This is a genomic window from Sphingomonas astaxanthinifaciens DSM 22298, from assembly GCF_000711715.1.
In the GTDB taxonomy this organism is placed as follows: domain Bacteria; phylum Pseudomonadota; class Alphaproteobacteria; order Sphingomonadales; family Sphingomonadaceae; genus Sphingomicrobium; species Sphingomicrobium astaxanthinifaciens_A.
Map to the genome: position 1 here is coordinate 351,371 of NZ_JONN01000002.1, position 13,072 is coordinate 364,442.

The 13,072-nt window shown below is 67.8% G+C and carries 11 protein-coding genes and 1 tRNA gene; 7 read left to right on the forward strand and 5 right to left on the reverse strand.

The genetic code is table 11. The features are described 5' to 3' along the window. Positions 1 to 25: 25 nt before the first annotated feature. A complete protein-coding gene (gyrA, locus tag BS69_RS0112760) occupies positions 26 to 2,743 on the reverse strand; it encodes a DNA gyrase subunit A (protein WP_156957041.1) in 2,718 nt (905 codons plus the stop codon). Positions 2,744 to 2,981: 238 nt separating this feature from the next. Continuing rightward, complete coding sequence (locus BS69_RS0112765) at positions 2,982 to 3,737, reverse strand: YaaA family protein (protein WP_029942342.1); 756 nt, start codon at positions 3,735 to 3,737, stop codon at positions 2,982 to 2,984. 164 nt (positions 3,738 to 3,901) lie between these two features. On the opposite strand from BS69_RS0112765, the gene BS69_RS13855 reads away from it, so the two are divergent. Continuing rightward, positions 3,902 to 5,080 (forward strand): tetratricopeptide repeat protein, encoded by a 1,179-nt coding sequence (locus tag BS69_RS13855; RefSeq protein ID WP_029942343.1) that lies wholly within the window; start codon positions 3,902 to 3,904, stop codon positions 5,078 to 5,080. Between the two features lie 134 nt (positions 5,081 to 5,214). Beyond that, a complete protein-coding gene (locus BS69_RS0112775; RefSeq protein ID WP_029942344.1) occupies positions 5,215 to 6,612 on the forward strand; it encodes a methyl-accepting chemotaxis protein in 1,398 nt (465 codons plus the stop codon). 24 nt (positions 6,613 to 6,636) lie between these two features. Here the strand turns inward: BS69_RS0112775 and BS69_RS0112780 are convergent, their stop codons facing one another. Further along, entirely contained in the window at positions 6,637 to 7,479 is an 843-nt protein-coding gene (locus tag BS69_RS0112780) for an AAA family ATPase (RefSeq protein ID WP_029942345.1), read from the reverse strand. A gap of 29 nt (positions 7,480 to 7,508) precedes the next feature. Beyond that, entirely contained in the window at positions 7,509 to 8,180 is a 672-nt protein-coding gene (locus BS69_RS0112785; RefSeq protein ID WP_156957042.1) for a DUF6975 family protein, read from the reverse strand. Positions 8,181 to 8,412: 232 nt separating this feature from the next. On the opposite strand from BS69_RS0112785, the gene BS69_RS0112795 reads away from it, so the two are divergent. The 3 genes from BS69_RS0112795 to BS69_RS0112805 are packed head-to-tail and all read left to right on the forward strand — an operon-like array spanning position 8,413 to position 11,045. Then, entirely contained in the window at positions 8,413 to 9,201 is a 789-nt protein-coding gene (locus BS69_RS0112795; RefSeq protein ID WP_051676826.1) for a hypothetical protein, read from the forward strand. Continuing rightward, positions 9,198 to 10,409, forward strand: coding sequence for a M48 family metallopeptidase (locus BS69_RS0112800; protein WP_029942348.1), 1,212 nt, complete (start codon positions 9,198 to 9,200; stop codon positions 10,407 to 10,409). The genes BS69_RS0112795 and BS69_RS0112800 overlap by 4 nt, the downstream gene beginning before the upstream one ends. A gap of 12 nt (positions 10,410 to 10,421) precedes the next feature. Beyond that, the gene (locus tag BS69_RS0112805) at positions 10,422 to 11,045 is read left to right on the forward strand and encodes a hypothetical protein (protein ID WP_029942349.1); all 624 of its coding nucleotides are present in this window, start codon (positions 10,422 to 10,424) and stop codon (positions 11,043 to 11,045) included. Between the two features lie 12 nt (positions 11,046 to 11,057). Here BS69_RS0112805 and BS69_RS14355 read toward each other — a convergent pair whose 3' ends face one another. Further along, complete coding sequence (locus tag BS69_RS14355; RefSeq protein WP_156957043.1) at positions 11,058 to 11,231, reverse strand: hypothetical protein; 174 nt, start codon at positions 11,229 to 11,231, stop codon at positions 11,058 to 11,060. Positions 11,232 to 11,320: 89 nt separating this feature from the next. On the opposite strand from BS69_RS14355, the gene BS69_RS0112815 reads away from it, so the two are divergent. After that, positions 11,321 to 11,405 (forward strand) — tRNA-Leu (locus tag BS69_RS0112815). 70 nt (positions 11,406 to 11,475) lie between these two features. Then, entirely contained in the window at positions 11,476 to 13,071 is a 1,596-nt protein-coding gene (tig, locus tag BS69_RS0112820; RefSeq protein WP_029942350.1) for a trigger factor, read from the forward strand. The last annotated feature ends 1 nt before the right edge of the window (position 13,072 follow it).

Genomic DNA, 13,072 nt, shown 5'->3' on the forward strand with positions numbered 1-13,072 from the left:
GGAGGGTTGCGCCCCGCCCGCGCCCTTATTCCTCGCTGACGCCCGGATCGACCGGCTTGTCGAGCTCCTGCTCGCCGGTGTTGGCGCCATCGTCGATCGCGACCTCGCCGTCGTTCAGAGTCTCGACCGCAACCTCGTCTTCCTCGTCGATCTTGGCGACCGAGACGACATGCTCGCTCTTGTCGACGCGGAAGATCATCACGCCCTGCGTGTTGCGCCCGGCGATCCGGATCGAGCCCACGGTGGTGCGGATCATCTTGCCCTGGTCGGTCGCGAGCATGATCTGCTCGCCCTGGCGGACCGGGAAGCTCGCCACCACGCCGCCATTGCGCTCGCTGGTGTCGATGTTGGTGATACCCTGGCCGCCGCGATTGGTGCGGCGATATTCATAGGCGCTGGTGCGCTTGCCAAATCCGTTCTCGGTGACGGTGAGGATGAACTGCTCGTTCTCGGCGATGAAGGCGTAGCGGTCGGGCTCGATCCCTTCCGCCCCGTCATTGTCGCGCCACTTCGGACTGCGCAGATAGGCCTCGCGCTCCTCCTGCGTGGTGCCGGCACGGCGCAGGATCGACATCGAGATGACCTCGTCGTCGCCGAGCAGGCGGACGCCGCGGACACCGGTCGAGGAGCGCGACTGGAACTCGCGGATCGCGGTCGCCATGAAGCGGATCGCCTTGCCGTTGCGGGTCGCGAGCAGGACATCGTCCTCCTCGGTGCAGAGCGCGACCCCGACCAGCCGGTCGGAGACATCCTCTTCCTCGCCTTCGCCTTCCTCGGCGATCCCGAACTTCATCGCGATCTTGCCCGCGGTCGGGATGTTCTTGAACGCGTCCATGCTGTTGCGGCGGACCGCGCCATGGGCGGTGGCGAACATCAGGTGGAGCGCGTTCCACTGCTCCTCGTCCTCGGGCAGCGGGAGGACGGTGGTGATGACCTCGCCCGCCGCGAGCGGCAGGAGGTTGATCATCGGCCGGCCCTTGGCGGTCGGCCCGCCCTCGGGAAGCCGCCAGACCTTCATCCGGTAGACCCGGCCGAGGTTGGAGAAGAACAGCACCGGATTATGGGTCGAGGTCACGAACAGGTTGGTGACCGCATCCTCGTCCTTGGTGCCCATGCCCGAGCGGCCCTTGCCGCCACGCTTCTGCTCGCGGAACACCGACAGCGCGGTGCGCTTGATGTAGCCGGTCATGGTCACGGTCACGACCATGTCCTCGCGTTCGATCAGATCCTCGTCGTCGATCCCGTCGGCGGCGGCGGCGAGCTCGGTCCGGCGCGGGGTGGCGAACTCGGCCTCGACCGCGTCGAGCTCCTCGCGCATCACCTCGTAGAGGCGCGCGCGGTTGCCGAGGATCTCGAGCAATTCGGTGATGGTCGCGGCCAGCCCCTCGAGCTCGTTGCCGATCTCGTCGCGGCCGAGCGCGGTCAGGCGGTGGAGGCGAAGGTCGAGGATAGCCTTCACCTGGACTTCGCTGAGCTGGTAGTCGGCGCCCACTTCCTGCGCCTCGACGGCTTCGACCAGCCGGATGTAGGGACGGATCTCGTCGCCGGGCCACTTGCGCTCGAGCAGCGCCTCGCGCGCCGCGGCAGGGGAGGCCGAGCCGCGGATGATCCGTACGACCTCGTCGAGGTTGGTCACCGCGACCACCAGGCCGAGCAGGATATGGGCCCGATCGCGCGCCTTCATCAGCTCGAACTTCGAGCGGCGGGTGATCACTTCCTCGCGGAAGCTGATGAAGGCCTCGATGAAGTCGCGGAGGGTCAGCGTCTCGGGCCGGCCCGAGCGGATCGCCAGCATGTTGGCCGGGAAGGACCCCTGTGCCGGGGTATGCCGCCACAATTGGTTGAGCACGACCTCGGGGGTCGCGTCGCGCTTCAGGTCGATGACGACGCGCACGCCCTCGCGGTTGGATTCGTCACGGATGTCCGAGACGCCCTCGATCCGCTTTTCCTTCGCCGCTTCGGCGATCTTCTCGACCAGCGCATTCTTGCCCTGCTGGAAGGGGATTTCGGTCAGCACGATCGACTTGCGGTCGCCGCGCCCTTCCTCAATCTTGTACTTCGAGCGCACGACGATCGAGCCGCGCCCGGTGGTATAGGCCGAGCGGATGCCCGCGGTGCCGAGGATGGTGGCGCCGGTCGGGAAGTCCGGGCCCTTCACATGCTCCATCAACTGTTCGGAGGTGATCGCCGGATCGTCCATGTAGGCGCGGCAGGCGCTGATCACTTCGCCGAGGTTGTGCGGCGGGATGTTGGTCGCCATGCCGACCGCGATTCCGCCGCCGCCGTTGACCAGCAGGTTCGGGAAGCGCGCCGGCAGGACCTGCGGCTCGCGCTCGGACGCGTCATAATTCGGCTGGAAGTTGACCGTGTCCTTGTCGAGGTCATCGAGCAGGAAGCCCGCGGCCTTGGCCAGCCGCGCCTCGGTGTAACGCATGGCGGCCGGGGGATCGGGATCCATCGAGCCGAAATTGCCCTGGCCGTCGATCAGCGGCAGCCGCATCGACCAGTCTTGCGTCATGCGCGCCAGCGCGTCGTAGATCGCCGTGTCGCCGTGCGGGTGATATTTACCGATGACGTCACCGACGATGCGGGCCGACTTGCGGTAGGGGCGATTGTAGAAGAAGCCGTTCTCGCTCGCCGAATAGAGGATCCGGCGGTGCACCGGCTTCAGCCCGTCGCGCACGTCGGGCAGCGCGCGGCTGACGATCACGCTCATCGCGTAATCGAGGTAGCTGGTCTTCATCTCCTCGACGATGGAGATGGGCTGAATCGAGTCGCTCGGGGGCGGTGTGTCCGCCGGGGCTTCAGTGGCCAAGAGATGTCCTGAGGTTATTGGTTATGCTTGTGCTACGAGGCCTAGCAGCGCGCGCGCGTACGCGCGAGGGATTATTGCGGTTCCTGCCCCTTGCTCTCCCGCGCGAGCAGGAGCCCGGTCTTTCCTGGACGGGCAAAGGCAATGGCCCCCTGCTTTTGCAGGCGAACTAGCCCTTCACGAACAACGGCTTGCCCGGCGTGCTTCCCTCGGCGTCATAGGCCCAGCGATCGGCATCGAAGCGGGGGAGGGCGGCGAGGTCGTCGATCCGCTCCTCGCACAGCCATCGCGCCATGGTCCCGCGCGCGACCTTGGCGGTGAAGCTCTGGAACTGCAGGCCCTTGGCGGTGCGGACCCGGAAGTCGGGGCTGACCAGCGTCAGGCCTTTCTTGGGCAGGAAGGGCTTCACCACCTCGAAATATTCGTTGGAGGCGAGGTTCACCAGCACACCCGACCCATCCTGCTTGAGGTCGTCCAGCACGGCCTTGCCGACCTTGCGGCCCCAATGCTCGACCAGCCGGCCCCCGCTCGGGCTCCAGCGAGTCCCCATTTCGAGGCGATAGGGGCGGATCGCGTCGAGCGGCCGAAGCACACCGTACAGCCCCGACAGGATCCGCAGGTGGTCCTGCGCGAAGTCGATCGTGTCGACATCGGCGCTCTTCACGTCGAAGCCGCAATAGACGTCGCCCGCGAAGGCCCGGATCGCGGGCCGCTCCTCCGCCTTGCGGAAGGTCTTGAAGCGGCGCTGGTTCAACTCGGCGAGCTTGTCCGAGATGTGCATCAGCCCCGCCAGTTCGTCCGCGCTCAGCCGGGCCGCGGCGCGCGCGATGCTCGCCGCCTCGCGGGCGAAGCGGGGCGGGGTCGGCGACTCCGGGGCGGGCGAGTCAAAATCGAGGGTCTTGGCGGGGGAGAGGAGGATGATCACGCCGCGGCGGCTAGCAAAGCCCTGGCCCTGCCGTCCATACCGTCCGCTAACTGTCTGAAAACAGGCGGTTCAAATGAGGTTCACGATCGGATGGGCTAAGCGCTGGCGAGCATCGTTCGAGCGGTCTAAAGGGCCGGTCAGCATTTCTAACGGAGGAGATCCGAATGTCGTTCAAGGCCAAGGCGCTGATGGCTGCCTTCCTGTTCACCGCTGCCGCGCCGGTCCCGGCGCTGGCCGCCCAGAAGCAGGCCGCCCCGGCGGCGGCGCCCAAGCTCGTTCCGTCGAAGGAAGCCCAGCCCGCGCTGCTCGCGCTGCAGAAGGCGGCGAACGAGAATCGCGTCGCGGACCTCCCGGCGCTGTCGCAGGCCGCGCTTGCGGTCGCCAAGACCCCGACCGACAGATATTTCGCCTACCAGCTCCAGCTGAAGCCCTATCTCACCGCCAATAACGAAGCGGCGACCCTGGCGGCGATCGAGGGCATGATCGCGAGCGGCGTGCCGACCGGCGGCGACCTTGCCAACCTCACCTTCAACGCCTCGCGCCTCGCCTACAACACCGGCGCGCTCGACAAGGCCTCGACCTATATCGGGCAGAGCCTCGCGCAGGACCCCAACAATCCCGACGCGCACATCATCGCGGGCGAGATCTTCAACAAGCAGAAGCGCTATCCCGAGGCGGTCGCCGCGCTGCAAAAGGCGATGGCGGTCGGCCAGGCCACCGGCAAGACCGTCGATCCGAACGTCTCCAAGCGCGCCTTCGCCATCGCCTACAACAACAAGCTGCCGGTAGCGAAGGACCTCGCCATCGCCCAGCTCAAGGCCGCGCCGAGCACCGACAACTGGCGCGCCGCGATCAAGCTGCAGGAGCAGCTCGGCAACTATCAGGCGACCGACAAGCTCGACCTGTTCCGTCTCCAGCGGGTGACCAACAGCCTCGTCGGCGAGGGCGATTACTATCCGTACGTCGACGGGCTCCTGACCAAGGGCCTGCCGGGCGAGGCCAAGGCGGTGCTGACCGAGGCCTTCGCCGCGGGCAAGCTCGACAAGACCAAGCCGCTCTGGAAGGAAATGCTGGCGACCGCGACCCAGCGCGACGCCTCGGACAAGAGCGCACCCAACGGCGACGTCTATCTCGGCCGTGGTGACTTCGCCAAGGCGGCGGCCGCCTATCGCAGCGAAGCCGCCAAGGGCGGGGCCGCGGCGGACATCGCCAACCTGCGGCTCGGCATCGCGCTCGCCCGCAGCGGCGACAAGGCCGGCGCCACCGCCGCGCTCCAGTCGGTCAAGGGCCAGCGCGCGGGCATCGCCAGCATGTGGCTGCTCTATCTCCAGACGGCCGCCTGAGCCGCATCCACTCGGACCCTACGGAAGGGGCGTCGGTCGCAAGGCCGGCGCCCCTTTCGCGTGGTGGTTAACCGATCGGTAGGAGCTCGCCGTTACATCGCAATCGGACGTAACAAGCTTTGCCGAGGAAGTTCATGGCGACTGCCGGGTTGGAACAAGTCACCGAGGATGCGATCCGCACCGTCGCCCGCAGCTGCGGGTCGCTGTCGATCGAATGCTCCGACGTCGCCGGCTATGTCGCGGACGTCTCGCAGCGCATCGGCGGGCACCTGAAGGCGCTCGACGGGCTCGAGGAAGTCACCACCCGCCTCCTCGCCGACCAGGCGCGGGTCAGCGATTCGACCGACGAGGCGCGGCTCCTGTCCGAGCAGGCGAAGGCCAAGCTCGACGCGGGCCGCGAGGCGATCGAGCAGACCATCGCCGGCTTCAAGGGCCTGACCGAACTGGTCGTCCAGCTGGGCGAGCGGATGGCCGGCTTCGCCGCGGCGATGAACCAGGTGCAGAGCGTCTCCTCGACCATCGAGGCGATCGCCCGCAAGACCAACATGCTTGCGTTAAACGCCACCATCGAGGCCGCCCGCGCGGGCGACGCCGGGCGCAGCTTTGCCGTGGTCGCGGCCGAGGTGAAGAAGCTCGCCCACGACACCCGCTCGGCGACCAGCCAGATCGGCCTCACCATCAGCGAGCTGACCCGCGAGGCGGGCGCCGTCACCACCGAGATCAAGACGGGCGTCGAGCGCAGCCGCGCCGCCCAGCGCGGCTTCGGCCAGATCAGCGAGACCGTCCGCGAGGTGAGCGAGATCGTCGGCATGGTCGACCGCCAGACCGAGGGCATCGCCCATTCGACCAGCCTCATCCAGTCGAGCGTCGACCGGGTGAAGGCCAGCCTCACCGATTTCGCCGAGGACGCGCGCGAGAATGGCGGGGCCCTCGGGGTCGCCCAGCAGCGCCTCGCCAAGCTCGAGATGCTCTCGGCGACCATGCTCGACACGCTCGCCAACAGCGGTGCCGAGATCGACGACACGCCGATGATCATCCTCGCCCAGGACGCCATGCGCGCCATCGCCGAGGCGACCGAGCGCGGGATCACCAAGGGCGAGATCTCGATGGATGACGTCTTCGACCGGACCTACGTGCCGATCCCCGGCCGCAACCCGGTACAGTACGACAATCGCTTCTGCGACTATGCCGACGAGCACATCCGTCCGATCCTCGACCGCTTCAAGATGAAGGACGCGCGGATCCTGGGCTCGGCGATCACCAACGTCGACGGCTTCCTGCCGACCCATTTGTCCGAGCGCTGCCAGGCCCCGGGGCCCGATCCTGTCTGGAACGACGCCCACTGCCGCAACCGCCGTATCTTCATGGACGAACAGACCCGCGCCGCGATCGACAGCGACAAGGCCGCGATGCTGATGACCTACCGGATGGAGCTCGGCGACAAGACCTACCCGGTCAAGAACGTCTTCGTGCCGCTCTTCATCAACGGCCGCCGCTGGGGCAATTTCGAACTGGCCTACCGCGAGGAGTAGGGGCCCACTTGGCGAGACGGGAGACTACCCCTTTCTTCGCGCCATGAACGCCAGCCGTTCGAACAGCATCACGTCCTGCTCGTTCTTGAGCAGCGCCCCGTGTAGGGGCGGGATCGCCTTGGTGGGATCGCGGTTCTGGAGGACTTCGAGCGGCATGTCCTCGTGGAGGATGAGCTTGAGCCAATCCAGAAGTTCGCTGGTCGAGGGCTTCTTCTTGATCCCGGGCACCTCGCGCACCTCGTAGAAGAGGTCGAGCGCGCGGCCGACGAGGATCTTCTGGATGCCGGGGAAATGGACCTCGACGATCCGCTCCATCGTCTCGCGGTCGGGGAAGCTGATGTAGTGGAAGAAGCAGCGGCGCAGGAAGGCGTCGGGCAGTTCCTTCTCGTTGTTCGAGGTGATCACCACCACCGGGCGTTCGGCCGCCTTCACCGTCTCGCCGGTCTCGTAGACATGGAATTCCATCCGATCGAGCTCCTGAAGGAGGTCGTTTGGGAATTCGATGTCGGCCTTGTCGATCTCGTCGATCAGCAGGACGGGGAGCTTCGGGGACGTGAACGCCTCCCACAGCTTGCCCTTGCGGATGTAGTTCGAAATGTCGTGTACCCGCGGATCGCCGAGCTGGCCATCGCGCAGCCTGGCCACCGCATCATATTCGTAGAGGCCCTGGATCGCCCGCGTGGTCGACTTGACGTGCCACTCGATCAGCGGCGCGCCGAGCGCCCGGGCGATCTCGTGGGCGAGCACGGTTTTGCCCGTGCCGGGCTCGCCCTTGACGAGCAGGGGCCGCCGCAGCGTGACCGCGGCATTGACCGCGACCTTGAGGTCGTCGGTCGCGACATAATCATGGGTGCCTTCGAAGCGCATGGCCCGCGCGTAGCAGGCCGCGCGGGCGCTTAGTAGTCCTCCCGCGCCTCGCTGCGGGCTTCGAGCAGGTCGAACATCGCGCGGTGCTGGAGAAGCAGCTGCTCGGCGCCGAAGCGGATGGCGCGTTCGGCGGCCATGCTGTCGGCGGCCATAACGAGGACGTCGGCGATCGAGCCTTCGCCCGGAAGCGCGCAGGGCGGAACCTCGACCGCGACGCGGTGCGCGGCCTTGTCGAGCATCGGGCGCAGGCCCATCCAGTCGGCGACCAGCGCGGTCGCGGCGCCGAGCGCGCAACCCTGCCGCTCGGAGCGCGCGAGGGTCTCGAGCGCGTGGCGCTGGGCGAGCAGCGCAGCCTCGGTCTCGGCCGCGCCCGGCGTGCTCGGGATCGGGCCGGCGGCGGCGGTCAGTCGGACGAGATAGAGCCGCTCACGCTCGAAGGCGTTGGCGGCTTCCTCGAGCCAGGCGCGGACCGGCGCCGGGGGCGCCGAGTGAAGCGCCAGCTCGATCACGCTCGGCTGGCGGCCATAGACGGCGCAGAGCAGGTGCACGAAATCGTCGAGGTCGCGCGCCCGATAGGGGGCGAGCGGACCGCACAGGTCTTCGGCATGGGCGTGGCGGTGGCTGCCCGCCGCATCCAGGCGCGCGGCATGCGCCTCGGCCACCGCCGAGCCGGTCTTCCGTGCTGCTCCGGATTGCACCATGTCGTTTCCCTTCGTGTCCACTTCAATCAGGTGGGCTCGTCACTTAGGGCGCAAGCTATACCAAGCCGCGTAAAGACAAGGTTAGCGCGGCCTTAAGCATCTGGCGGAACAGCAGAATTTGCGCCCCGTTCATCGGCACGACAGCTTGCGCAACCTAGCAAACCCGTTACCAAGTGCCTGAACAAGCGGGCTTTTGCAGACGGCTCGGATCAGTTTTCGAGGGAATGGGGCGATGCGGAACTTAGCTCTCACGGCGCTCGCCGTCCTGTCGCTGGGGCTCGGCGCCTGCGTCCAGACCCGGCAGGTCGCCGACCTCCAGTTCACGCCGCCGCAGGGCAATTACAAATTGCTGGTGATGCGGCCGGACGTGACGGTCGGCTCGGTCAAGGCGGGCGGGCTGACCGAACCGCGGGCCGACTGGACCGAGGCCGCGCGCGCCAACATCGTCGCCGCCTTGGCCGCGCAGCAGGCCGGGCGGGGCGGGGAGACCCGCATCCTCGCCAAGCGCGACAGCTTCCCCGGGGTCTCGGCCGACACCATCGCCGACCTCGAGCGGCTCCACAATGCGGTCGGCAACTCGATCGCGTTGCACAAGTTCTTCGGCGCCGAGCTGCCGACCAAGCGGGGCAAGGGCCTCGATTATACGCTCGGCGCCGACGCGGTCCGGCTCGGCCAGGCGACCGGCTATGATTATGCCCTCTTCCTCCACGCCGAGGACAGCTTCGCCGACAATGGCCGGGTCGCGATGCAGGTGCTTGGGATCGCCGGCTGCCTGGTCGGCTTCTGCGCGCCCAACATCGGCGGCGGCGGGCAGGTCGCTTATGCCAGCCTCGTCGACCTGCGCACCGGCGAGGTCGTCTGGTTCAACGTCCTCCAGGCCTCCAGCCAGGTGGCGGGCATCAAGATGGGCGACATCCGCACGCCCCAGGGCGCCGCGCAGATGGTCGACCGCCTGCTCGGCCGGATGAAGCCGGGCCGCGACGTCCGCCGCGCCCAGGCCCAGGCCGGAGCCGCCAAGTGAGCGCCGAGGTCAGCCGCCGCGCGATGCTTGCCGGAGCGGGCGCGACCCTCCTCGCCGGGCCCGCCGCCGCCCGCATCCCGCCCGGGTCGCTCAAGCCTCTGATCGGTCCCGGCTACAAGGCCGTCGACACGGACGAAAAGGGCCTGTGGCAGCAGATGGAGCGGGTCGAGGAGGAAGTCGCGGGTTCGAACATCCTCGTCCGCGATCCCGGCCTCAACGCCTATCTGCAAGGACTGATCGGCAAGGTCGGCGGGCCGGCGGCCAGGGACATGCGCATCTATCTCGCGCGCGTGCCCGAGTTCAACGCGATGATGTTCCCGACGGGCTTCACCGTGGTCTTCACCGGCCTCCTCCTCAGGATGCGCGACGAGGCGCAGCTTGCCGGGGTGATCGCCCACGAGAGCAGCCACTTCCTCCTCAAGCACCAGCTTCGCTCGTGGCGCGACATGAAGCGCAAGAGCAACATCTTCTCGGTGCTGGCGATGGGCGCGGGGCTCGCGGGCGGCGCGACCGGCACCTATACCGGCGATCTCGTCCGGCTGGCCGAGCTTGGCACGTTGCTCACCCTGTTCCGCTATTCGCGCCAGCTCGAGGCCGAGGCCGATGCGCTGGGCGTCAAGCTGATCGCCGAGGCGGGCTATGCGCCGTTGTCGATGTCGGAGACCTGGGACCAGCTCATCACCGAGCTCGAATGGTCGGCGCGCGAACGCCGCAAGCGGGTCGATCGCGGCTACAGCCTGTTCGCGACCCACCCGGCCCCGCGCGAGCGGCTTGCCGACCTCAGGGTCAGCGCCGCCGAACTGACCGTCGCGGGCCGCAGCTACGACCGCGGGCGCGAGCGCTACCTGCGCGCCATCGCTCCCATTCGCGCCATGCTGTTCGACGACCAGGTCAAGCTCAACGACCCCGGCGCCAGCAACTATATCGTCGAGACGCTCGCCAAGGACGGCTGGAACGGCCAGCTCCTCTTCACCCGCGCCGAGGTCAACCGGTTGCGCAACGCCGACAAATATCATGCCGCCTCGGCCGCCGATTATGCCGCCGCGGTCCGCTATCCCGATGCGCCGCCCGATGCCTGGCGCTGGCACGGCGTCATGCTGATGAAGGAAGGCCGCAGGGACGAGGGCCGGAAGGCGCTGCAGCGCTATCTCGCATTGGCCCCCAACGCCCCCGACGCGCCCTTCGTCCGCCAGTTGATCCAGAGCTAGGATAAGCCGCCGATGACCCGCATGCCTGTTCTTGCCGCCGCGGTCCTTGCCCTGTCGGCCTGCGCCTCGACCGGGGGCGGGGGCGGCTTCGGCAGTCCCTATGGGCTGGTTCGCGCCGGGCAGACCATCAACACCGGCTCGGGGGCGATGAGCGTCACCGCGCCGCGCGAATGGAACCGCACCCAGCGCAGCGTCCTGTCCGACGTCCGCTGGGTCGAGGACTGGACGCTGAACGGCCCCTATCTCGACACGATGAGCTTCGTCGCCGGGCTGCCCAACGACAAACGGCTGATCCGGCAGGAATATAAGGCCGACCGGCAGGTCCCGAAATTCCGTTCCGACATGACCGCGCCCGAGATCGCCGCCTTGCTCGAGACGCTCTACCGGGTCGAGGGCGGCGCGGTCGACTTTAGGACGCTCGGCCTCGCGCCGCGGACCTTCATGGGGGCTGCCGGCTTCCAGCTCGACTATGAGCATCTCGACGGCGACGAGGTCTGGCGGAAGGGCCGCGCGGTCGGCGCGGTGATCGAGGGCAAGCTCTACCTCGTCAACGTCGACGCCGCCCGCTCGCATTATTTCGCGCAGGTGCTGCCCGACTTCGAGGCGATGGTCGCAAGCGCCCGCCGCCGCAAATAGTCGCCGGCCGGCTCAGCCGATCGGGGAGATCGGGGTCGGATTGGGGTCGTTGCCCGGGCTCGGCGGCGATGGGACGTCAACCGGCGCCTCGGCGGGCGGGGTCTCGGGCGGGGCTTCGCTCGGCTGGCCGGGCTGGCTGGGCTCGAAACCGGGGGCGTCGTCGGGGAAGGGGGGAAGCTGTTGCATGGGGGCGTGAACGAACGGAAGGCCCCGCCGGGTCCACCGCGCTTGCCCCCCGGGGTGAGGCTGCTATAGGGCCGCCCCTGAACGCTCGCGCGGGCGTGGCGGAATTGGTAGACGCGCTGGATTTAGGTTCCAGTATCGCAAGATGTGGGGGTTCGAGTCCCTTCGCCCGCACCAGTTTCCGCCGCCGCCCCAAGCGAGCCGATCCGCATCACCTTTCAACGTTTTATCGGGAATTTTCGCCATCATGAAGAGCGTCGAGATCGAGAATGAGGGCCTGAAGCGGGCCTACACGCTGACCTTCACGGCAGCCGAGATCGACGACAAGATCGCGGGCGAGGTCAAGCGCATCGCCCCGCAGATCCGCATGCCCGGCTTCCGCCCCGGCAAGGTCCCCGCCAACCTCATCCGCAAGATGCATGGCGAGGCGCTGCACCAGGACGCGCTGTCGACCACCATCCAGGACGGCGTCCAGAAGCTGCTGGCCGACAACAAGCTGCGTCCGGCGATGCAGCCCGCGATCGAATTGAAGGACGGCTATGAGCCCGGCAAGGACGCCGAGGTCACGGTCCGCTTCGAGACGCTGCCCGACGTTCCGACCCCGCAGATCGACGGCCTGAAGCTCGAGCGCCTGACCGCCGAGGTCGACGAGGCCGCGGTCGACGCGCAGGTCCAGCAGTTCGCCAGCCAGTCCAAGCGCTTCGAGGACGCCAAGAAGGGCAAGAAGGCCGAGACCGGCGACCAGGTGGTGATCGACTTCGTCGGCAAGACCGCCGACGGTGTCGCCTTCGAGGGCGGTACCGGCACCGACATGGCGGTCGAGATCGGCTCGGGCACGCTCATCCCCGGCTTCGAGGACCAGCTGATCGGCGCCAAGGTCGGTGACGAGCGCACCTTGAACGTCACCTTCCCCGACGATTATCCGGCCGAGAACCTCAAGGGCCAGCCGGCGACCTTCGACGTCAAGGTCACCGCGGTGAAGGTCGCGGGCGAGACCAAGATCGACGACGACTTCGCCAAGAACCTCGGCCTCCAGAGCCTCGACCAGCTGAAGGGCCTGCTCCGCGACCAGCAGAGCCAGGAACTGAACGGCCTCACCCGCACCCACATGAAGCGCCGCCTGCTCGACCAGCTGGCCGCCGCCCATTCGTTCGACGTCCCGCCCTCGATGGTCGATGCCGAGTTCGCCAACATCATGGCCCAGCTCGAGCATGAAGCCAGCCACGAGGCCGATCCCGAAGCCGCCAAGGCCGAGATCGAGAAGGACAAGGACGATTATCGCAAGATCGCCGAGCGTCGCGTCCGTCTCGGCCTGCTCCTCTCCGAAATTGGTGCCGCCAACGGCATCGAGGTGACCCAGCAGGAGATGAACCGGCTGATCGCGCAGGCCGCGCAGCAGTATCAGCCCAAGGACCGCGAGCGGTTCATCCAGTACATCCAGCAGGAGCCGATGGCCGCCGCCCAGCTGCGCGCGCCGCTCTACGAGGACAAGGTCGTCGACTTCCTCTTCACCAAGGCCGACATCACCGATCGCGCCGCGACCCGCGCCGAGATCGAAGCCGATCTCGAGGCCGAGGAAGGCCATGTCCATGGTCCGGGCTGCGGCCACGACCATGCCCATGAGGCCAAGCCCGCGAAGAAGGCCGCCGCCAAGGGCAAGAAGGCCGCTGCGGCCGAGGAGGCTCCGGCCACCGAAGCCAAGGCCGAGCCCAAGAAGAAGCCGGCCAAGCCCGCCAAGGGCGCGGTCGAGGCCGAAGCCGACAAGCCGGTCCCGGCCGAGCCGGTGAAGGACGCCGCCCCGGCCAAGGCGCCCGCCAAGAAAGCCAAGAAGGCTTCGGCTTAAG

Excerpts from the sequence above, each read along its gene's own strand:
- BS69_RS0112795 (WP_051676826.1), top strand. The coding sequence starts at position 8,413 with ATGCGGAACTTAGCTCTCACGGCGCTCGCCGTCCTGTCGCTGGGGCTC.
- BS69_RS0112805 (WP_029942349.1), top strand. The coding sequence starts at position 10,422 with ATGACCCGCATGCCTGTTCTTGCCGCCGCGGTCCTTGCCCTGTCGGCC.
- BS69_RS13855 (WP_029942343.1), top strand. The coding sequence starts at position 3,902 with ATGTCGTTCAAGGCCAAGGCGCTGATGGCTGCCTTCCTGTTCACCGCT.
- BS69_RS0112780 (WP_029942345.1), bottom strand. The coding sequence starts at position 7,479 with ATGCGCTTCGAAGGCACCCATGATTATGTCGCGACCGACGACCTCAAG.
- tig (WP_029942350.1), top strand. The coding sequence starts at position 11,476 with ATGAAGAGCGTCGAGATCGAGAATGAGGGCCTGAAGCGGGCCTACACG.
- gyrA (WP_156957041.1), bottom strand. The coding sequence starts at position 2,743 with ATGAAGACCAGCTACCTCGATTACGCGATGAGCGTGATCGTCAGCCGC.
- BS69_RS0112785 (WP_156957042.1), bottom strand. The coding sequence starts at position 8,180 with ATGGTGCAATCCGGAGCAGCACGGAAGACCGGCTCGGCGGTGGCCGAG.
- BS69_RS0112775 (WP_029942344.1), top strand. The coding sequence starts at position 5,215 with ATGGCGACTGCCGGGTTGGAACAAGTCACCGAGGATGCGATCCGCACC.
- BS69_RS14355 (WP_156957043.1), bottom strand. The coding sequence starts at position 11,231 with ATGCAACAGCTTCCCCCCTTCCCCGACGACGCCCCCGGTTTCGAGCCC.